The 20,655-nt window shown below is 66.9% G+C and carries 19 protein-coding genes; 12 read left to right on the forward strand and 7 right to left on the reverse strand.

The features are described 5' to 3' along the window. Positions 1-5: 5 nt before the first annotated feature. The gene (gene polA, locus EV698_RS09205; protein WP_130503780.1) at positions 6-2,732 is read left to right on the forward strand and encodes a DNA polymerase I; all 2,727 of its coding nucleotides are present in this window, start codon (positions 6-8) and stop codon (positions 2,730-2,732) included. A 158-nt stretch (positions 2,733-2,890) separates the two neighbouring features. Here the strand turns inward: polA and yihA are convergent, their stop codons facing one another. Then, a complete protein-coding gene (gene yihA / locus EV698_RS09210; RefSeq protein ID WP_130503781.1) occupies positions 2,891-3,496 on the reverse strand; it encodes a ribosome biogenesis GTP-binding protein YihA/YsxC in 606 nt (201 codons plus the stop codon). 82 nt (positions 3,497-3,578) lie between these two features. On the opposite strand from yihA, the gene EV698_RS09215 reads away from it, so the two are divergent. Genes EV698_RS09215 through EV698_RS09235 form a run of 5 tightly spaced genes read left to right on the forward strand, consistent with a single transcriptional unit; the run spans position 3,579 to position 9,022 of the window. Continuing rightward, on the forward strand, positions 3,579-4,217 hold the full coding sequence (locus tag EV698_RS09215) for a c-type cytochrome (RefSeq protein ID WP_130503782.1): 639 nt from the start codon (positions 3,579-3,581) through the stop codon (positions 4,215-4,217). Positions 4,218-4,241: 24 nt separating this feature from the next. Further along, positions 4,242-6,311 carry a cytochrome c biogenesis protein ResB gene (locus EV698_RS09220; protein ID WP_130503783.1) on the forward strand — a complete coding sequence of 690 codons (2,070 nt, stop codon included), beginning with the start codon at positions 4,242-4,244 and terminating at the stop codon, positions 6,309-6,311. Positions 6,312-6,315: 4 nt separating this feature from the next. After that, positions 6,316-7,482: a c-type cytochrome biogenesis protein CcsB gene (gene ccsB, locus EV698_RS09225; RefSeq protein WP_130503784.1), complete on the forward strand. Its 1,167-nt coding sequence runs from the start codon at positions 6,316-6,318 to the stop codon at positions 7,480-7,482. A 1-nt stretch (position 7,483) separates the two neighbouring features. Then, a complete protein-coding gene (locus EV698_RS09230) occupies positions 7,484-8,134 on the forward strand; it encodes a thiol:disulfide interchange protein DsbA/DsbL (RefSeq protein WP_130503785.1) in 651 nt (216 codons plus the stop codon). A 3-nt stretch (positions 8,135-8,137) separates the two neighbouring features. Further along, a complete protein-coding gene (locus EV698_RS09235; protein ID WP_239016251.1) occupies positions 8,138-9,022 on the forward strand; it encodes an endonuclease/exonuclease/phosphatase family protein in 885 nt (294 codons plus the stop codon). Here the strand turns inward: EV698_RS09235 and EV698_RS09240 are convergent. Continuing rightward, positions 8,949-9,599 carry an arylesterase gene (locus EV698_RS09240; RefSeq protein ID WP_130503786.1) on the reverse strand — a complete coding sequence of 217 codons (651 nt, stop codon included), beginning with the start codon at positions 9,597-9,599 and terminating at the stop codon, positions 8,949-8,951. The two genes, EV698_RS09235 and EV698_RS09240, sit on opposite strands and share 74 nt — an antisense overlap. On the opposite strand from EV698_RS09240, the gene EV698_RS09245 reads away from it, so the two are divergent. The 3 genes from EV698_RS09245 (at position 9,598) to EV698_RS09255 (ending at position 13,223) form a co-directional block, all read left to right on the forward strand. Further along, positions 9,598-10,305: an ABC transporter ATP-binding protein gene (locus EV698_RS09245; RefSeq protein WP_239016252.1), complete on the forward strand. Its 708-nt coding sequence runs from the start codon at positions 9,598-9,600 to the stop codon at positions 10,303-10,305. The genes EV698_RS09240 and EV698_RS09245 overlap by 2 nt on opposite strands. After that, positions 10,305-12,779, forward strand: a complete 2,475-nt coding sequence (locus tag EV698_RS09250; RefSeq protein ID WP_130503787.1) for an ABC transporter permease — start codon at positions 10,305-10,307, stop codon at positions 12,777-12,779. Before EV698_RS09245 ends, EV698_RS09250 begins: the two co-directional genes overlap by 1 nt. Positions 12,780-12,941: 162 nt before the next feature. Then, entirely contained in the window at positions 12,942-13,223 is a 282-nt protein-coding gene (locus tag EV698_RS09255; RefSeq protein ID WP_130503788.1) for a helix-turn-helix domain-containing protein, read from the forward strand. Between the two features lie 148 nt (positions 13,224-13,371). Here EV698_RS09255 and cysQ read toward each other — a convergent pair whose 3' ends face one another. Then, the gene (gene cysQ, locus EV698_RS09260) at positions 13,372-14,226 is read right to left on the reverse strand and encodes a 3'(2'),5'-bisphosphate nucleotidase CysQ (RefSeq protein ID WP_130503789.1); all 855 of its coding nucleotides are present in this window, start codon (positions 14,224-14,226) and stop codon (positions 13,372-13,374) included. Positions 14,227-14,402: 176 nt separating this feature from the next. On the opposite strand from cysQ, the gene trxA reads away from it, so the two are divergent. Together trxA and rho are read left to right on the forward strand one after the other, a co-directional pair. Beyond that, positions 14,403-14,729 carry a thioredoxin TrxA gene (gene trxA, locus EV698_RS09265; protein WP_130503790.1) on the forward strand — a complete coding sequence of 109 codons (327 nt, stop codon included), beginning with the start codon at positions 14,403-14,405 and terminating at the stop codon, positions 14,727-14,729. 80 nt (positions 14,730-14,809) lie between these two features. Continuing rightward, the gene (gene rho / locus EV698_RS09270) at positions 14,810-16,066 is read left to right on the forward strand and encodes a transcription termination factor Rho (RefSeq protein WP_130503791.1); all 1,257 of its coding nucleotides are present in this window, start codon (positions 14,810-14,812) and stop codon (positions 16,064-16,066) included. On the opposite strand, the gene EV698_RS09275 is transcribed toward rho, so the two are convergent. Genes EV698_RS09275 through EV698_RS09290 form a run of 4 tightly spaced genes read right to left on the reverse strand, consistent with a single transcriptional unit; the run spans position 16,063 to position 19,831 of the window. Then, a complete protein-coding gene (locus EV698_RS09275) occupies positions 16,063-16,557 on the reverse strand; it encodes a dihydrofolate reductase (RefSeq protein ID WP_130503792.1) in 495 nt (164 codons plus the stop codon). The genes rho and EV698_RS09275 overlap by 4 nt on opposite strands. 11 nt (positions 16,558-16,568) lie before the next feature. Beyond that, positions 16,569-17,363, reverse strand: coding sequence for a thymidylate synthase (locus EV698_RS09280; protein WP_130503793.1), 795 nt, complete (start codon positions 17,361-17,363; stop codon positions 16,569-16,571). Positions 17,364-17,387: 24 nt separating this feature from the next. Then, positions 17,388-18,185, reverse strand: a complete 798-nt coding sequence (lgt, locus tag EV698_RS09285; protein WP_130503794.1) for a prolipoprotein diacylglyceryl transferase — start codon at positions 18,183-18,185, stop codon at positions 17,388-17,390. 32 nt (positions 18,186-18,217) lie between these two features. Beyond that, entirely contained in the window at positions 18,218-19,831 is a 1,614-nt protein-coding gene (locus EV698_RS09290) for a sensor domain-containing diguanylate cyclase (protein ID WP_130503795.1), read from the reverse strand. Between the two features lie 180 nt (positions 19,832-20,011). On the opposite strand from EV698_RS09290, the gene EV698_RS09295 reads away from it, so the two are divergent. After that, a complete protein-coding gene (locus EV698_RS09295) occupies positions 20,012-20,650 on the forward strand; it encodes a TIGR04211 family SH3 domain-containing protein (protein WP_165385765.1) in 639 nt (212 codons plus the stop codon). Positions 20,651-20,655: the final 5 nt, after the last annotated feature.

Below are 20,655 nucleotides of genomic sequence, written 5' to 3' on the forward strand. Positions count from 1 at the left end.
CCGCTATGAGTGATCCCGACAAGCGCCTGTTGCTGGTGGACGGTTCGTCCTATCTCTACCGGGCCTATCACGCCCTGCCGCCGCTCACGAACACGTCGGGCGAGCCCACCGGCGCGATCTACGGTGTGCTCAGCATGCTCCGGCGACTGATCGAGGACTACCGGCCCGTGCACATGGGCGTGGTCTTCGACGCCCCGGGCAAGACCTTCCGCGACGAGCTGTTCGCCGAGTACAAGGCCAACCGCCCGCCCATGCCCGACGATCTCGCCGCCCAGCTCGAGCCGCTCAAGGCGGTGGTCCGCGCCATGGGCCTGCCGCTGATCGAGGTGGGGGGTGTCGAGGCGGATGACGTCATCGGCACCCTCGCCGTGCGCGGTCGGGCGGACGGGCTCACGCTGCTGATCTCGACCGGCGACAAGGACATGGCGCAGCTCGTCAACGGCGGGGTCACGCTGCTCAACACCATGTCCAACACGACGCTTGATCGCGACGGTGTGATCGGGAAATTCGGTGTGCCCCCCGAGCAGATCATCGATTACCTGGCCCTGGTGGGGGATACCTCGGACAATATCCCCGGCGTGCCCAAGGTCGGTCCCAAGACCGCCGCCAAGTGGCTCGGCCAGTACGGTTCCATCGATGGCATCCGCGAGAACGCCGGTGCCATCGGCGGCAAGGTCGGCGAGAGCCTGCGCGCGCATCTCGACGAGCTCGATCTGTCGCGCCAGCTGGCGACCATCCAGTGCGACGTCGATCTGCCCCTGGCGCCGCTGGCGATCCGCCTCGACAGCCCCGACCGCGACGAACTGGCCCGGCGCTACCGGGGGCTCGGCTTTAACACCTGGCTGCGTGAGATCGAGGCCGATGCCGGCGAGACCGCTGAGCCGGCCGCCGCGACCGCGTATCACGACGCCGCCGATCCGCAGGCCAGCTATCACTGCATCCAGACCGAGGCCGATCTCGAGGCGTGGCTCGAGCGGCTCGCTGCCGCGCCTTTTTTCGCCCTCGACCTCGAGACCGACAGCCTCGATTACATGCGCGCCCGGGTGGTCGGCGTCTCGTTCGCCGTCACCGCAGGAGAGGCCGCCTATCTGCCGCTCGCGCATACCGGCCCGGATCAGCCCCGGCAGCTCGATCGCGATGCCACCCTGGCGCGGCTGAAGCCGCTGCTCGAGGATCCCGCCGCCGGCAAGCTGGGGCAGAACCTCAAGTACGACATGAGCGTACTGGCCAACCACGGCATCACCCTGCGCGGCGTGGTCCACGACACCATGCTCGAGTCGTACTGCCTGGACGCCACGGCGGCCCGCCACGACATGGACTCGCTCGCGCAGAAATACCTCAACTACCGCCCTATCGGTTACGAGGCCGTGGCCGGCAAGGGGGCGAAACAGATCACCTTCGACCAGGTGGCCCTCGACCAGGCGGTGGATTACGCCGCTGAAGACGCCGACATCACACTGCGGCTGCACGAGTCGCTGTGGCCGTCGCTCGCCGAGCGGCCCGGGCCGATGTCGGTGTACGAGTCCATCGAGCTGCCCCTGCTGCCGGTGCTCTCGCGGATCGAGCGCACCGGGGTGCGCGTTGATGCCGGCCTGCTGGCGACCCAGAGCCGCGAGCTCGCCGAGACCATGCAGCAGCTCGAGTCGCAGGCGCATACCGCCGCCGGCGGGCCATTCAACCTGGGCTCGCCCAAGCAGATCCAGGAGATCCTCTACGAGCGCCAGGGGCTGCCGGTACTGGCGAAAACGCCCAAGGGGGCCCCGTCCACCGCCGAGTCGGTGCTCGAGGAGCTGGCCGCGCAGGGGCATGACCTGCCGCGTCTGATCCTCGATTACCGGGGCGTCTCCAAGCTGCGCTCCACCTATACCGAGAAGCTGCCGACCCTGATCAACCCGCACACCGGGCGCGTGCATACCTCCTATCACCAGGCGGTGGCCGCCACCGGGCGCCTGTCGTCGTCGGATCCCAATTTGCAGAACATCCCCATCCGCACGCCCGAGGGCCGGCGCATCCGGCGCGCCTTTGTGCCCACGCCGGGCTATCGACTGATGGCGGCGGATTACTCCCAGGTGGAGCTGCGCATCATGGCGCACCTGTCCGGGGACGACGGGCTGCGCCGGGCGTTCGCCGAGGGACAGGACATCCACGCGGCGACCGCGGCCGAGGTGTTCGGCGGCGAGGCGGCGGCGGTCAGTGGCGATCAGCGCCGTGCCGCCAAGGCCATCAATTTCGGTCTCATCTACGGTATGTCGGCGTGGGGGCTCGCCCGCCAGCTGGGCATCGAGCGCGGCGAGGCACAGGCCTATGTCGATCGCTACTTCGAGCGCTATCCCGGCGTGCAGGCGTTCATGGACCGGACGCGGGAGACCGCCCACCAGCAGGGCTACGTGGAAACGGTGTATGGCCGCCGGCTCTACCTGCCCGAGATCAACAGCCGCAACAACCAGCGCCGCCAGTACGCCGAGCGCACCGCCATCAATGCCCCGATGCAGGGGACTGCGGCGGATATCATCAAGCGGGCGATGATCGCCGTGGACGACTGGATCGGCCGGGAGCAGCCGGATGCGACGCTGGTCATGCAGGTCCACGACGAACTGGTGCTCGAGGTGCCGGCCGGCGACGAGGCCGCGATTGGCGAGCGGATCCGCGGTTTCATGGCGGCGGCCGCCGACCTGGACGTCCCTCTGGAGGTGGAAGTCGGCATCGGTGACGATTGGGATACCGCCCACTGAACTTCGCTGAAGGCGGCGCTGTCATTAAAGGTGCGTCAGTGCCCGACGCGGTCCGCCACTCCCTCCCTTGGGTGCGGGCCAGAGCGATCCGGCCGTACCCCCCCCACGGTCGGATCAATCGTCCCCGGTATCCATACCCCCCTGGATGCCGGGGTTTTTTATGTCTGCAGCCAGTCGTCGAGCTGCCGGCGGGCATCATCCACCCCTTGCCGAGTCTGCGATGAAAAGAGCTGGGCGGTGGCCGCCGGACAGATCGCCCGGGCATCCCGACGCACCGATTGCAGCGTATTCCCCGCGCGACCACGACCGAGCTTGTCGGCCTTGCTGAGCAATACATGCACGGGCAGTCCCGCGGCCTCGCACCAGGTCAGCATCTGCGAATCCAGCGGGCCCAGCGGATGGCGGATGTCCATGATCAGGATCAGGCCGCGCAGACTCTGGCGGTTTTCGAGGTACTGCGGCAGGATCCGCTGCCAGTGCTCGCGCACCGACGCCGGGGCCTTGGCATAGCCGAAACCGGGCAGATCGATGAGCCGCGCCGTGGCGGCATCCTCGGCCAGGGGAAAGACGTTGATCTGCTGCGTACGGCCCGGCGTCTTGCTGACCCGGGCGAGCTGCTTCTGGTCGGTGATGGCGTTGAGGGCGCTGGATTTGCCGGCATTGGAGCGGCCGGCGAACGCCACCTCGTCGCCGCGGTCCGCGGGCAATTGCGCGGGTTCGACGGCGGAGAGGAGGAATTGCGCCCGGCGGTAGTCTAATGTCATTTTTCAGCTTTGAATCATTTAAATTGACCCCCCGTCGGGGGCGTTGGTATAACGCTAGTCTACCCAATAACTATCGGACATTATGATCGTCAAGTTGCTAACCGCGTTTACGGCGCTGCTGCTGGTGAGCGGCGCGGCCCAGGCCCAGCTCGAAAACGCCGACCCGCAGCGCGGCAAGGCGGCCTCGGCGACCTGTGCGGCATGCCACGGGCAGCAGGGCAATAGTATCGTGCCCAATTACCCCAACCTGGCCGGTCAACACGCGGATTACATCTACGATCATTTACAGTTCTACAAGTCCGGTGAGCGCGACAATGCCATCATGCTGGGCCAGGCCGCAGGGCTCGACAAGCAGACCATGGCCGATCTGGCGGTGTACTTCTCCGACCTGGATGCCGAGCTGGGTGAAACGCCGGAGGAGCTGCTCAGCACGGGGCGGAGCATCTACATGGGCGGCATCGCCGAGAAGGGGGTGCCGGCCTGCGTGAGCTGCCACGGCCCCGGGGGCATGGGCGTGCCCGGCAGCGGTTATCCCCGGCTCAGCGGCCAGAAGGTCGACTATACCACCGAGCAGCTGGGCCTCTATCGCTCCGGCGAGCGGTCCGGCTATGGCCAGGCCGGGCTGATGAATGACATCGCCTCGAAGCTCACCGATGAAGAGATCCAGGCGGTGGCCAACTACGTACGCGGACTCTACCCGACGGATATCGCCGCCGAGTAATCCACGAGCAGAGGTGGACATTCCATGGCGGAGAATGCTGCGGCAGTGACAGGCAGCCCGGCCGGCTCGAAGCGGCGCGAACGGCGTCGGTCGAGCCCGGTATGGCTGGAGTTCCTGGGCTCGATGAACCTCGCCATCACCCTCCTGGTGGTGGTGAGCATCGCGTCGGTCATCGGAACCGTCCTGCCGCAGAACGATCCCTATAACGACTACCTCATCCAGTTCGGGCCGTTCTGGTTCCAGGTCTTCAAGGCACTGAACCTCTACGACGTCTACTCGGCCTGGTGGTTTCTGGGCATCCTCGGTTTCCTGATCGTTTCCACCGGGGTGTGCGTCAGTCGCCATATCCCCGGGGTCTGGCGCGAGGTGACCCGCTATCGCACCCATGTCCGCGAGCAGTCATTGCTGGCGCTCTCCAGCCACCGGCGCTGGCAGGTCGATGCCGATGCCGACTCGGCGGAGATGGTGGCCGACTCGGCGTTCCAGGGCTACGGCTATCGCACCCGCCGCGAGGTCCGGGGCGATACGGTGATCCTCGCCGGCATGAAGGGGACCGCTACCCGGGCGGGCTACGTGCTGACCCACCTTGCGGTCGTAGTCATCGCCGTAGGCGCGCTGATCGACGGCAACATCGGCCTGAAGATCCGCGAGATGACCGGCAACCTGGCCGTGGAGACCCGCGATCTGCCGGTGTCGCAGGTGCCGGGGGAGAGCTGGCTGGGGCCGGACAGCGGCTCGTTCCGGGGCAATGTCACCATTCCCGAAGACACCAATACGAACGTCGCCTTCCTGCAGGTGCGTGACGGTTACGTGGTCCAGGAACTGCCCTTCGAGGTCTACCTCGAGGACTTCCGTATCGATCACTACCCCAACGGCATGCCCAGCAGCTACGAAAGCGACCTGGTGATCCACGACCCCGAGCTCGACGAGCCGATCCGCGAGACGATTTCGGTCAACGAGCCGCTGACCCATCGCGGCCACACGCTCTACCAGGCCTCCTTCTCCGATGGCGGGACGGCGCTGGAGCTGACCGGCCACCTGCTCGACGGCTCCGGTGCATCGATGCCGGTCAACGGCCGGGTGTTCGAGAACCTGCGCCTGCAGCTCGGCGGCATGGAGCGCACCATGGAAATCGATGATTTCCAGCTCTTCAACGTCAATGCCGATCCGCGCGCCGTGGAGCGTACCGGGGCCCGCGACGAATTCCGCAACGTCGGGCCGTCGTTTAACTACACCCTGCGCGACGAGGCCGGCCAGGCGCGGGAATTCCAGACTTACATGGCGCCGGTGGAAATCGACGATCGCTGGTACTACCTGCACGGCATCCGCAACGGCCCCGGCGAGCCGTTTCGCTACCTGCATGTCCCGGCGGATGAAAACGCCTCGATGGAGACGTTCCTCGACTTTCATGCCGCGCTCGATGACCCGAACCGCGTCGAGCAGGCCGCCCAGCGCGCCGCCGACGGTCTGCTGGGGCGGATGGGGGTCGCCAATCCCGATCTCGGTGAGCGGGTGGCCGGCACCGCCGATGACATGATCGCCACCCTGCTCGATGGCGGCTTCGGGGCGGTGAATCGCCAGCTCGAAAACCGGGTCGCCGGCTCGAATCGCCCGGAGATGCTGCTCGAGTTCTCGCGCTCGGTCCTGCAGCGCACGATGTTCGAGATCTATCGCGAGGTGCTCGCCGCCCGCGAGGGCGTGCAGCTGTCGATGGTGCAGACCGATGCCGATCAGCGCGCGTTCTTCGAGGACGCGATGAACGCCGTCTCGACGGTGGCCGATTACGGATCGCCGGTCATCTTCAGCATCGATCACTTCGATCATCGCCAGGCGACGGGGCTTCAGATCACCCGCGCGCCGGGCAAGAATGTCGTGTATGCCGGCTCGGCCATGCTTACACTGGGGGTGTTCCTGCTCTTTTATATATCCCACCGGCGGGTATGGGCGCTGATCACTCCCCGCGAGGACGGCGGTGCCGACCTGCTGATGGCCGGCGCCAACCAGCGCCAGCCCGAGGCCTTCGCGGCGGAATTCGGGACAATGGTGGAGGCGGTCGACTCGCAGTTCGACCCACGCAAAACGGACCGAGGTTAGGTAAATGGTTGCGACCCGCGAGGAAATGATTCGACAGATGCGCCGGCCGTCGCTCTGGCAACGGCTGACGCTGGGCGACTGGGCCTGGGCGGCCCTGGTGGCGTTTGCCACCGCCGGGGCCTTCCAGGTCCTGGGCGACGTCATGAACGGCTACGAGGTGGTGATCACGCTGTTCACCGCCGCCGCGATGGTCGGCATCGGCTGGCACTGGCATGCCTCGCGGATCTACATGGGCGCGGTCTGCGTACTGAGCCTGTTCGCGGTTATGCGCTACCCGGCGCTGGAGGCCGCACAGACCGACTTCTTCCTGCGGTACCTGCTCTCCAGCCAGTCGGCGATCATGTGGATGAGCGCGCTGTTCCCGGCCGCAACGCTCGTCTACGGCCTCTCGCTGGTGACCGGACACGCCTTCACCGGCCGGGTCGCCTCGACGCTGACCTGGTTCGGCGCCGGCGCCGGGCTGATCGGCCTGCTGGTGCGCTGGCACGAGACCCACCTCTTTGCCGGCGGTATCGGCTACATCCCGGTCAGCAACCTCTACGAGGTCTTCGTGCTGTTTGCGGTGATTACCGCGCTGATCTATCTCTACTACGAAAAGGCCCAGCAGACCTATTCCATGGGCTTTTTCGTGCTGCTGGTGATCGCCGCCTCGGTGGGCTTTCTGCTGTGGTACCACTTCGAGCGCGGCGCCTCGCAGATCGAGCCGCTGGTCCCGGCGCTGAAGAGCTACTGGATGAAGATCCACGTGCCCGCCAACTTCATCGGCTATGGCTGTTTCGCGATCGCCGCGATGCTGGGGGTGGCCTACCTGATCCGCGCCCGCGTCCCCGACGGCAGCCGCTGGGCCGAGCGCCTGCCCACGCTCAAACAGATCGACGATGTCAGTTATCGCACGATTGCGCTGGGCTTCGCGTTCTTCACCGTCGCCACCATTCTCGGCGCCCTGTGGGCGGCCGAGGCGTGGGGGGCCTACTGGTCGTGGGACCCGAAGGAGACCTGGGCGCTGATCGTCTGGCTCAACTACGCGGCCTGGCTTCATTTGCGCTATACCAAGGGCCTGCGTGGTGCACCCATGGCCTGGTGGGCAGTGGTCGGGCTTTTCGTGACCACCTTCGCCTTCCTGGGCGTGAACATGTTCCTCTCGGGCCTGCACTCTTACGGTGAGCTTTAATATGCCAACGACACGATTCCCCCGCTTCCTTACCGGCGCCGCGCTGGCGTTGTTCTCCCTGGTGATCGGGCTGGGTGCCACCGGCGCCCTGGCCCAGGAGGGGTACCGCACGCTCGATACACCCCAGTCCACCGATACCGACGAGGGGCGGGTGCAGGTCCGGGAGTTTTTCTCCTACGGCTGCCCGCACTGCAGCGACTTCGAGCCGGTGCTGAGCAACTGGACCGCGGACAATGCCGACCGGGTCGAGGTGATCCATACGCCGATCACCTTTGGACGCGACAGCTGGGCGGTGCTGGCGCGGGCCTATTACGCCGCCGATGCACTGGGGATCCTCGATCAGACCCACCGCGCGCTGTTCGATGCCATTCATGACGAGGGCCGTCGGTTCCAGAGCCACGACGACGTCGCCGCCTTCTACGCGAGCGTGGCGGATGTCACCGAGGCCGAGGTGATGGATGCGCTGAATTCGTTCGCGGTCAGCTCCAGCCTCAACCGCGCCGAGCGCCTCGCCCAGGCCTACGGGGTCCGCGGGACGCCGTCCGTTGGTGTCGCCGGCCGGTACCTGGTGGATGTGCGCGAGGCCGGCGGCCAGCGGGGCATGCTGGATGTGGCCGATTCGCTGGTGGCCGATGAGCTGGGTGACGGCTGAGCGGTGACTGACCTGCCCACGGACGCCGACGCCCGCGGGTCGGCGCCCGTTACCGACAACGGCCCGCTCCTCTCTTCCGGGCCGCGATTACCGGCGCGGCTGCGGCTGATGAGCTTCAACATCCAGGCCGGTATCGAGACCCGCTACTATCACCAGTATTTCACCCGCGGGTGGCGGCATGTGCTGCCGGACCGGGGCCGCGTCCCCAACCTGCGACGCATCGCCGATACCATCCGCGAGTTCGACCTGGTCGGCCTTCAGGAGCTTGACGCCGGCAGTCTGCGCAGCGGCTTCGTCGACCAGACGGCCTTCCTGGCGAAGACCGCGGTCTTCCCGCATCGCTATATCCAGACCAACCGGCCACTCGGGCGCCTCGCCCAGCACAGCAACGGCCTGCTCTGCCGGATGCCCGCCACGGCGGTTACCGAGCACCGCCTGCCGGGGCGGATTCCCGGGCGCGGGGCGCTACTGGTGCGGTTCTCGACGCCGACGGGTGACCTGGTGGTGGTGTTGCTGCACCTGGCGCTCAGCCAGCGTGCCCGGCTCTCGCAGCTCGCCTACATCGCCGAGTGCATTGCCGACGAGCCGCACGTCATCGTGATGGGCGATCTCAACTGCCACTCGGCCAGCCCGGAGCTGCGGTATCTCTGCGCCGAGACCGACCTGCGCGAGCCGATCAACGAGGTGCCCACCTACCCGAGCTGGCGCCCGGCTCGCAATATCGACCATATCCTCGTCACCCCGAGCCTGGCGGTAGAGACGGTGGAGGTGCTGGATGCCCCGCTCTCCGACCACCTCCCGCTGACCATGACGGTCAGTCTGCCGGCAGCGCTGCGTGGTCCGATCCGAGCATCGGATCAAGGGCGGCACGCACCGTCTCGAGGATAATGGGCTGTGCCTGTTCGTTGGGGTGGATGCCATCGGACTGCATCAGCGACGGGTCGTCGGCGACGCCCTCGAGCAGCTTGGGGATGAGGGTGACGCCGGTGCGCTCCGCCACCTCGCGGTAGACATCACGGAACCGTTCGATGAAGGCGCTGCCATAATTCGAGGGCAGGCGGACGCCGGCGAGGATCACCCGGGCATCGGCGTCGCGGGCCTGCCCGATCATCGCGACGAGGTTGTCGCGCATGGTGTCGAGCGAGATGCCGCGCAGGCCATCGTTACCACCGAGCGCGATGATGACGATGTCGGGCCGGTGGGTGTCGAGGGCATCGGGGAGTCGTGCCCGACCGCTGGCGGTGGTCGCACCGCTGATGGCGGCGTTGACCACCTCGACCTGCGCGCCCAGATCGGTCGACAGGCGGGCCACCCATCCCGATTCGGTCGGCATGTTGTAGGCGGCCGACAGGCTGTCGCCGAGGACCAGTATTCGCGGCTCGGCGGCCGCGGTGGCGGTCATCGAACCGATGATCAGCAGGGTGATTACCCGTAACCAATTGCTACTCAGGAGCCGCACTCGCATGCCCGATACCATGGAATCATCCCCTCAAGGTTCGCCGGTGCTCGAAGCCAGCGCCCTCGCTATGCGCTTCGAGGCCCCGGAGGGCCGGATCAGCCTGTTCGAAAACCTCGATCTTAGCATTGATGCCGGCGACTCCCTGGCGATTCTCGGGACCTCGGGCTCGGGCAAGTCGACGCTGCTGGGGCTGCTGGCGGGCCTGGACCTGCCCAGTGGCGGCCGGGTCAGTCTCGATGGTCATGACCTCACCACCATGGACGAGGACGAGCGCGCGGCGCTGCGCAGCGGCCGGGTCGGGTTCGTGTTCCAGGCCTTCCACCTCCTGCCCGGTCTGACCGCGCTGGAGAACGTGATGCTGCCGGCGGAGCTCGCCGGGGACAGTGATGCCCGCGCCCAGGCGGCCGCCGCCCTCGAGCGGGTGGGGCTGAAGGATCGCACCGCCCACTACCCCGCCCAGCTCTCTGGCGGCGAGCAACAGCGTGTCGCCATCGCCCGCGCCTTCGTGAGCCGGCCGCGGATCCTGTTCGCCGACGAGCCCACCGGCAATCTCGATCACCACACCGGCGAGCAGATCATCGACCTGCTCTTCGCCCTCAACCGTGATTCGGGCACCACGCTAATCCTGGTTACGCACGACCATGCCATTGCCGGGCGCTGCGACCGGGTGCGCTACCTGCGCGATGGCGCGCTGGCGCAGGAGGCCGGCTGATGCTCTCGCTGCGGTTGCTCTACCGCGACTGGCGGGGCGGTGAGCTGCGCCTGCTCGCGCTCGCCCTGATCATCGCCGTGGCCGCGGTGACCGGCGTGTCCTGGCTCGCCGACCGGGTCGCCGGTGCCACCGAGGCCCGGGCGGCCGACCTGCTCGCGGCCGACCGCGCGGTGGAGTATCCCTCGCCCATCCCCGATGCCTGGCAGGCCGACGCCGAATCCCTTGGCCTCGCCACCGCTCGCACGGCGGTCTTCCCCACCGTGGTGCTGAGCGGTGACGAGAGCCGGCTGGTGTCGGCGAAGGCGGTCACCGAGGGCTATCCGCTGCGCGGCAGCCTGCGCACCCGGCCCGAGCCCGGTGCGGCGGAGGTCGAGCCGCCGGGTATCCCCGAGCCGGGCACGGCCTGGATCGAATCGCGGCTGCTGGGCCTGCTCGACCTGGAGATGGGCGAGACGCTCCGTGTCGGTGAGCGCGTTCTCGAGATTACCGCCATCCTCAGCTTCGAGCCCGATCGGGGCCAGGGCTTCGGCGGACTGGCGCCCCGGGTGATGTTCAACCAGTCCGACCTGGCCGCCACCGAGCTCCTCGGCGAGGGCAGTCGGGTCCGTCACAAGCTGCTCCTCGCCGGTGAGGCGGCGACCGTAAAGGGCTTTACCGACCGGCTGGCGGCCGAGCAGGGCAACGCCGTCGAGATCGAACGCCCCAGCGAGCAGGGCCGTGGCGCCTCGGAGATCATCGGCCAGGCGAAGCGCTTCCTCGGTCTGGCCGCCCTGCTGACGGTGATCGTCGCCGGTGTCGCGGTGCTCCTGACGGTCCGCCACTATGCCGAGCGCCAGATCACCGGCGTCGCCGTGATGCGCGCCATTGGTGCCACGCGCCGACAGGTGCTGGGCCTGATGGTGGGCAAGCTGCTGTGGCTGGGGCTGTTCGCCGGGGCGATCGGTGCAGGGCTGGGTTATCTCCTGCACCTCGGCATGCTCGCGCTGGTCGCGGAACTGATCGACACCCGTCTGCCGCCCGCCGGCTGGCAGCCGCTCGCCACCGGCTGGCTGACGGCAGCCGCCGCGCTCATCGGCTTTGCCCTGCCCACCCTCGCGCGGCTGCGTGATGCCCCGCCCATGCGGGTTCTGCGCCAGGATCTCGGCAGTGGACTGCTGCGAGCCGGCATGCCGCTATTTGTCGCCGCGCTGGCGATCTTCGGGCTGATGGCCTGGCAGGCGGGGGATCTACGCGTCACGCTGAGTGTCTTCGGTGCGGTGGCGGCGACGCTGGTGCTGCTCGCCGCGGTGGCGGCGGCGGTGGTCTATGGCGCCCGGGCCTGGGCGCGGCGCGGCGGCAACAGCCGGCTGCTGTGGCTGACGGGGTTCACGCGCCGGCCGGTAACGGCCACGATCCAGATCGTCGCCGTGGGCCTCGGGCTGATGAGCCTGTTCCTGCTGGCGGTGGTGCGTAACGACCTGCTCAATGCCTGGGAGAGCGAGATCCCGCCGGATGCGCCCAACCAGTTCCTCATCAACATCCAGCCGGATGAGCTCGACGGCGTGCGCTCGACCCTCGCCGGGGCCGATATCGATACCCGCTTCTATCCCATGGTGCGGGCGCGGCTGACGTCGCTTAACGAGGACTCTGTCGAGGCCGAGGACTACGACAGCGCCGAGGCCCGCCGCCTCGCCCGGCGCGAGTTCAACCTCTCGTGGACGAGAGATCTGCAGTCGGACAACCGCATCATCGCCGGCGACTGGTGGGGCGCCACGGAGGACCCGCCGCCGCAGCTCTCGGTGGAGACCGACTTCGCCGAGCAGATCGGCGTTGAACTGGGCGACCAGCTGACCTTTACCTCCGGTGGCCGCCAGGTCACCGCCGAGGTCACCAGCCTGCGCGAGGTGCGCTGGGAGAGCTTTAACGTCAACTTCTTCGTGCTCGCCTCGCCCGGGACCTTCGACGATCTGCCCCAGACCTGGCTGACCAGCTTCTACCTGCCGTCCGAGGACAGTGCGGTGCTGAACGACCTGGTGCGCGAGTATCCGAGCGTGACACCCATCGATGTGAGCAGTGTCCTGCGCATCGTGCGCACGATCATCGACCAGGGCGCGAGCGTGGTCGAGCTCATGGCGCTACTGACCCTGGCCGCCGGGGTGCTGGTGCTGCTGGCGGCGCTGCAGATCACCGGCGAGCAGCGTCGCTTCGAGAGTGCCCTGCTGCGGGCGCTGGGCGCGAGCGGCAAACGCATCCGGCGCATGGCCCGGCTCGAGTTCTGGCTGGTGGGCCTGGTCGCCGGCGGCATCGCCGGGCTCGCCGCCACCGCGGCCGGCGTGGTGGTGGCGGAGGTGCTGTTTAACCTCGACTACCCGTTCCGGCCGTTGACGCTGGTCGCCGGTGCGCTGGTGGGGCTGGTGACCGTCTGGGTGGCGGGATCGCTGGGGGCAAGGCGGTATTACCGGGTATCGCCGATGCGGTTATTACGAGAAGGCTGACGAGAGGTGCTGTGCCGCTGCCGTCCCCTCGTACCGGGCTCATACTTCGCTGGCGCTCAGAAATCGCCCGGTACGAGGGGACGGCAGCGACAAGCCATGGCTCGTGGGGGTGGTTGCTTCGGCTATCCGCCAGCTACGGGGCCTTGCTGGGCGAGGTGAAAGATGAGTGATGAGGCGTTCGACAGCGTATGGGACGCCATCGAGGATACGGCTGCTGAAGCGGAGAAGATGAAGCTTCGTTCGAGTCTGATGATGGCCCTCGAGCAGCATATTAGTCGGCAGGGTTGGACCCAGGGCGAAGCCGCCGTGCAGCTCGGCGTTACCCAACCCCGGGTGTCCGACCTGATGCGCGGCAAGGTCCACCTGTTCGGCCTCTACACCCTCGTGAACATGGCCGTAGCCGCCGGCCTCCACATCGAAATGCACGTACAAGACCCCGCGTGAGCCAGGGGGGATTAGAGGAAATTCTGCGTGTGGATCGGTTGATTAACCGCCAGAGCCCAGGTGTACCGGTTTCGTGCTCTTTCCCGGGCGATTTCTGAGCAGCGGCGAAGTATGAGCCCGGGAAAGAGCACGAAACCGGTGCTGTGCTTTAGCGTTCTTCCACCGGTAATCCCTCCAACGCCTCCCGCCAAGGCCAAGCCGGATCGCCGACGACAACGAAATTCGGGTTCAACGTCGACTCCTTGGTGTTATACCGCAGCGCCTCGCCGTCGGGCCGGATGACCGCGCCGCCGGCGGCCTCGACGATGCACTGGGCCGCGGCGCTGTCCCACTCCGAGGTGGGCCCGAAGCGGGGGTAGCAGTCGGCCTCGCCCTCGGCGACCAGGCAGAACTTCATCGAACTGCCCATGGAACGGGTCTGGTAGGCGGGCAGCCGCTGGAGCAGGGTCTCGACCTGGGGATGGCGGTGCGAGCGGCTCACCACCAGGGTCAGGTCGGTGCTCGGGGCGCGACGTGTCTGGATGTCGCGGGTCCCCGTCGAGTCATGGCGCCGCGCCCGGCCCAGGGCCACCTCGCTGTCCGCGCCGTCGCCGGGGCGATGCACCGCCTCCCAGGTGCAGTCGAGCACCGGGGCGTGGACGACGCCGATCACCGGTTGCCCGGCCTCGACGAGGGCGATGTTGACCGTGAACTCGCCGTTGCGCTTGACGAACTCGCGGGTCCCGTCCAGCGGATCCACCAGCCAGTAGGTCGTCCAGCCCTGGCGCTCGGCGTAGTCGGGCAGGCCGCCTTCTTCGGAGAGGACCGGGATGTCGGGAGTGAGCGCCTGCAGCCGATCGGCAATCAGCCGGTGGGCGGCATTGTCCGCGGTGGTGAGGGGCGAGTCATCGGCCTTCGATTCGACCTCGTAACCGGCGGCGTAGATTTCGAGGATCGATCGGCCGGCGGCCCGGGCGATGACAACGGCGTTTTCGGCAAGCTCGAACAAATCGTTATTATCCATGGGGTCGAATATACATGGCCGGCGGGGAAAGTTGACAGGGCAGAATCAGGGGGCTAGCCTCCGCTTAACAGCCATTCAGGCACCGTCCCCTTGAAATTTCCGTTGATTTGCCGGGCGGCTCCGTCCGATTGGTCCAGTCTTGATCAGTTACCGATACCCGTTTGGAGGAATGCTTCGTGAGCGACAATATCGTCCACGTGTCCGATGCCAATTTTGAATCCGAAGTCGTGAATGCCGGTCAGCCCGTCCTGGTGGATTACTGGGCCGAGTGGTGCGGCCCCTGCAAGATGATCGGCCCGATCCTCGAGGAAATCGCGGGCAGCTATGAAGGCCAGCTCCGGATCGCCAAGCTCAATATCGACGAGAACCCGGAGACGCCGCCCAAGTACGGTATCCGCGGGATCCCGACGTTGATGCTGTTCAAGAATGGCGGTGTCGAGGCGACCAAGGTGGGCGCGTTGTCCAAGGCGCAGCTCTCCGCATTCATCGACAGCAACCTTTAACCCGCGGGACACCTCCGGGGTGCGTCCCCTCCTCTCCTACCAAGGCAGCGGCCGTCCGTCGGGCGGCCCTTTGAACACTAATGAATCTCACCGAACTCAAGCATAAGCGCGCCGCCGAACTCGTCGAGCTGGCGCAGGAACTCGGCATCGAAAACATGGCGCGCTCGCGCAAGCAGGACGTTATCTTCGCCCTGCTCAAGGCGCACGCCAAAAAGGGCGAGGACATCTGGGGCGACGGCGTGCTGGAGATCCTCCAGGACGGCTTCGGCTTCCTGCGCTCGGCGACCAGCTCGTACATGGCCGGGCCCGACGATATCTACGTCTCGCCCAGCCAGATCCGGCGCTTCAGCCTGCGCACCGGCGACACCATCTCCGGCAAGATCCGGCCGCCCAAGGACGGCGAGCGTTACTTCGCGCTGCTCAAGGTCGACGAGATCAACTTCGAAAAGCCCGAGTCGGCCAAGTACAAGGTCCTGTTCGAGAACCTCACACCGCTTTTCCCCAAGGAGCGGATGACGCTCGAGCGGGGCAATGGCTCCACCGAGGATCTCACCGCCCGGGTGATCGATTTGAGCGCGCCCATCGGCAAGGGCCAGCGGGCGCTCATCGTCTCGCCACCGAAGGCGGGCAAGACGATGCTGCTGCAGAACATCGCCCAGTCCATCACCTCCAACAACCCCGAGACCTACGTCATCGTGCTGCTCATCGACGAGCGGCCCGAGGAGGTTACGGAGATGGAGCGCACGGTGCGTGGCGAGGTGGTGTCGTCGACCTTCGACGAGCCGGCGAGCCGTCATGTGCAGGTCGCCGAGATGGTGATCGAGAAGGCCAAGCGGCTGGTGGAGCACAAGCGCGACGTCGTTATCATGCTCGATTCCATCACCCGGCTGGCGCGGGCCTACAACACCGTGGTGCCGAGCTCCGGCAAGGTCCTCACCGGCGGTGTCGACGCCAATGCCCTGCACCGGCCGAAGCGCTTCTTCGGCGCCGCCCGCAATATCGAGGAGGGTGGCAGCCTGAGCATCATCGCCACCTCGCTGGTCGAGACCGGCTCGCGCATGGACGACGTGATCTACGAGGAGTTCAAGGGCACCGGCAACATGGAGGTCCACCTCGACCGGCGCATCGCCGAGAAGCGGATCTACCCGGCGATCAACATCAACCGTTCCGGCACCCGTCGCGAGGAGCTGCTGCTCTCGCCCGACGAGCTGCAGAAGGTCTGGATCCTGCGCAAGCTCCTCCACCCCATGGACGAGCTCGCCGCCGCGGAATTCCTCCTCGACAAGCTCAAGGATACGAAGACCAACAACGAGTTCTTCCAGGCGATGAAGCGCTAGCTGTCGGGCTGGCGCTCCCAGGTCTCGAAATCCATCGGGTAGGCGTGCTCGGCGTCCGCCGGATGGTGGGTGATGGCGGTGCGCTGCCAGTCCGGGCCCTCGAACACCGGAAACCAGGTATCCCCCGCCAGCTCGGCCCGCACCCGGGTCAGCTCGATGCGATCGGCGCGCGGTAGAAACGCCTCGTAGATGGCCGCACCGCCGATCACCATCAGTTCCGCCACATCCCCGGCCGCCGCGATGGCCGCCTCCATTGAATGCACCACGTCGACCCCCGGCGCCGACCAGTCCGGGTTGCGGGTCATGACGATGTTCTGGCGCCGCGGCAGCGGCCGGCCGATGGACTGGTAGTTGCGGCGCCCCATGACGATGGGCTTGTCCCGGGTGAGCGCCACGAAATGCCGCATGTCGTCCGGCAGGCGCCAGGGCAGGTCGTTGTCCTGTCCGATTACGCGGTTGTCGGTCATGGCGACGACGAAGGTTATCTGCATGGGGGCGGCTCCTAGACGGCGATGGGGGCGGTGATGCGCGGGTGCGACGTGTAGCCGTTCACCTGGATGTCATCGAAGCGGAAGTCGAACAGGTTGTCGATATCCGGGTTGAGCGCGAGGGTCGGCAGCGGCAGCGGATCGCGGGCCAGCTGCGTGTCGGCCTGCTCGAGGTGATTGAGATACAGATGGGCATCGCCCAGCGTGTGGATGAATGTGCCCGGTTCGAGGCCGGTGACCTGCGCGACCATGTGGGTGAGCAGCGCGTACGAGGCGATGTTGAACGGCACACCCAGGAACAGATCGGCGCTGCGCTGGTAGAGCTGGCAGGAAAGCCGCCCCTCGGCGACATAGAACTGGAACAGCACATGGCAGGGCGGCAGCCCCATGCGATCGACCTCCGCCGGGTTCCAGGCGCTGACGATGTGGCGGCGCGAATCGGGGTTGTCGCGGATCTGCGCCACCACCCGGGCGATCTGGTCGATGTGCCCGCCCTCCGGCGTCGGCCACGATCGCCACTGAACGCCGTAGATCGGCCCCAGATCGCCGTTTTCATCGGCCCATTCGTCCCAGATGCGAACATTGTTGTCCTTGAGGTAACGGATGTTCTGCTCGCCGGCGAGGAACCACAACAGCTCGTGGATGATGGCGCGCAGATGCAGCTTCTTGGTGGTTACCATCGGGAAGCCGGCGGCGAGGTCATAGCGCATCTGCCAGCCGAATACCGAGCGTGTGCCGGTGCCGGTGCGATCGGCCTTTTCGACGCCGTGATCGCGGACGTGGCGGAGGAGGTCGAGATACTGCTGCATGGCGGCGGGTGACTCCGTAGTGGGCTAGTTCGAGGCGGGGGACAGGCGGTGGCGATAGGCCCAGGCGAGCAACGCCAGGCCGGCCGCGACCATGGGGAGCGACAGCAGCTGGCCCATGGTCAGCCAGCCGCCCATCAGATAGCCGATATGCGCATCCGGCAGACGCACGAACTCCACCGCGAACCGGGCGAGCCCGTAGCCGGTGAGGAACACCCCCGTGATGGCACCCGTCGGCCGCGGATGGCGGGAGAACCCCCAGACCAGCGCGAACAGCGCCAGCCCCTCCAGCGCCAGCTCGTAGAGCTGCGAGGGATGGCGGGGTTCCGTGCCCAGCGGCGGGTAGACCATTCCCCAGGGCCATTGCGTGGGCGCGCCCCAGAGCTCGCCGTTGATGAAGTTGCCGAGCCGCCCGGCGGCCAGCCCCGGGGGGATCAGGGGCGCGACAAAGTCGCCCAGCGCCAGCGCGCCGATACGCTGGCGGCGCGCGTACCAGGCCATCATCACGATCACGCCGAGCAGGCCCCCGTGGAAGGCCATGCCGCCCTCCCACACCCGCAGCAGCGAGAGCGGATCGGCCAGCAGGTCGCCGCCACTGTAGAAAAGCGCGTAGCCGACCCGACCGCCGACCACGACGCCGATGGCGCCAAAGAGGAGCACATCGTCCATCTGCGCGGGGCTGACCGGGGTGTCGGCGCGCCGGGCCCGCAGTCGCCCCAGCCACCAGGCGAGGCCGAAGCCGATGGCATACATGACGCCATACCAGTGGATGTCGAGGGGGCCAAGGGACAGGGCGATCGGATCGATGGCGGGATACTGCAGCATGGGCGCTATTGTGACCGAAGCAACCGAGTCCGTCAGCTGTCTCTCATACCCGGATCCGCACAGTGGATGACCATGCCGCGGCCCCGCGATTTGGCCTCGTACAGCGCCGCGTCTGCCCTTAGCAGCAGTTTCTGGCTGTCATCGCGCTCGCCGCCCAGGGGCGCCAGCCCAATGCTCAGCGACAGGCCCCGGGGCGCTTCCGAGCCCGCGAGATGCAGCCCACCGACGGTTTCCTGGATGCGCTCGGCGACCTTCCCGGCCGCCTCGACATCCGTATCGGGCAGCAGGACAAGGAACTCATCGCCGCCGATCCGCCCGGCGATATCGGTGGTGCGCAGCGTTTGGCGCAGGGCCTCGGCGAAGTGGACGAGGGCCTCGTCGCCGGCGTCATGGCCGTGCGAGTCGTTGATCTCCTTGAAGTAGTCGATATCGATCAGCAGCGCGGTCGTGGCGTTGCCGATGCGATCCGTCCGCGCCAGTTCCTCCTCCAGTCGATCGAAGATATGACGCCGGTTCGGCAGCTCCGTGACCGGATCCGTATTGGCCAGATCGCGCAGGCGCTGCTCGTAGGCCTTGCGCTGCGTGACATCCCGGTACTGCCAGAGATGGCCCTGGTATGACCCCTCGAGGAAAATCGGCATGAAGTCGCGCTCAATCCGTCTGCCATCGGTCAGTTCGTGCAGCTCGCCGTGAACGGGAACGCGATTGGCGATGGCCTCCCTAGTGCGCTCGAGGAACCCGCGCGGGTCGGTGCAAAGCGCGGCGATGGCCGCCTTCGTCCGTTCGGTACCGCAACCCTCCATCTCACCGGGCGAGTCGCAGAGGTGGAACAGGCTGCAAAGAGCCGGGTTGGTCAGGACGATCGCCTCGTGCTCGTCCTCCATCAGTACCCCACCCTCGAGGCTGGTCAGCAGGGTCCGCAGGCGTTCGCGTTCGGTCTTCAGTTTCTCCTCCGAGGCGAGACGATCGGAGATGTCCATGGCCCCGATCACGACCAGCCACGCCCCGGTCTCCGGATCCGGCATCCGCCGGGCTTCCTCGCGGAACCACGCGCTGCCGTCGGCGGTGTTGAGGCGGGCCTCGATAACGGCCTCACCGTTTTCCCCGATGGCCTCGTGCAGGGCCTGGAAACCGGCCTGATCGGCGAACTCGTCGCCAAGCGTCGGGTGATCGCCGAGCCGGGCGGCGGCGGCCGGGTTGCGGCTGATGACACTCAGCGATTCGTCGTAGACCGAGACGAGCATCGATGAGTGGCGCAACGCCTGCAGGGCGCGCTGTGTCGGCGAATCCAGCACGTCCAGCCGCGTACCCTCCACCAGCATGGCGAGTCGCCCGTCTTCGAGATGAAAGGGCTGGCAGGCGCAGTGCACCGTGACGGGGTTCCCGTGCGGGAAGAATGACCACGAATCGACGATGGTCTCGCCCGCCTCGAGGCGGCGCAGGTAATCTTCCAGTTGCTGGCGCACCGCCTCGGTCATGGTGGCACCGAAATCCCGGGCGCGGAGTGATGCCAGGGAATCCGCGCCCCACAGTTTAATGGCCGCCGGATTGGCCCAGGCCATGGCGCGGCGCTCGATATCGAACACCCACAGCGGGCTGACCAGCCGATCGGTGAATGCCTGGATTGCCGGATCGTCCAGATCCATCTGACCATCTCCCTCTCTTGTCCCGGGCGTGGATAGTACTCGCTAAATCAGGCGATTAGGAAATGCCGGGTGTCCACCCGGCGGAGCGTTCGCTAGACTGCTTCGACAGATATGGCGCAATGGCAGAGTCAGGGAGATACCGTGCAGCAGTGGGCGCGTGCGATGGGCAGGATCGGATTGATGACGCTGGTGATCATGCTTGCGACGGCGGGCGGGGCGGTCGCGCAGACAACGGCCTACGTCACCGACGAGCTCGAGATCACTATGCGCAGTGGTCAGGGCAATGACTACCGGATCCTCCGCGTGCTGCCCTCGGGCGCCCGGCTCGAGGTCCTGCAGCGCGGCGAGACCTGGACCCGGGTGCGCGCCGGCGATACCGAGGGCTGGGTGCGCAGTATCTACCTGCAGTCCGAGCCCGGTGCCGCCGCGCAGCTCGAGGAGGCCACCAGCCAGCTGACCGAACTGCGCGACGAGAACCAGGCGCTGACCGAGGAGTTGGACGAGCTCGAATCCCGGCTGGAAACGGTTAGCGAGGAGAACGAGCAGCTGCGCGCCGACAACCAGCGCATGACCCAACGGCTGCAGCAGGCCGAGGAGGGGCTCGAGCTCGCCGACGAGAACCAGTCGCTGAAAAAGGAAGTGCTCGATCTCGAGCGCCAGGTCCAGGACCTCTCCCGCGAGGCCGATCGCATGGCCGATCGCGAGAACCGGGACTGGTTTATCGCCGGGGCCGGGGTGATCGTGTTCGGGATGCTGTTCGGCATTACCCTGACCCGCATTCGCTGGCGGCGGCGCAGCAGTAGCTGGAGCGAGCTGTAGGGCGC

This window comes from Spiribacter vilamensis (assembly GCF_004217415.1).
In the GTDB taxonomy this organism is placed as follows: domain Bacteria; phylum Pseudomonadota; class Gammaproteobacteria; order Nitrococcales; family Nitrococcaceae; genus Spiribacter; species Spiribacter vilamensis.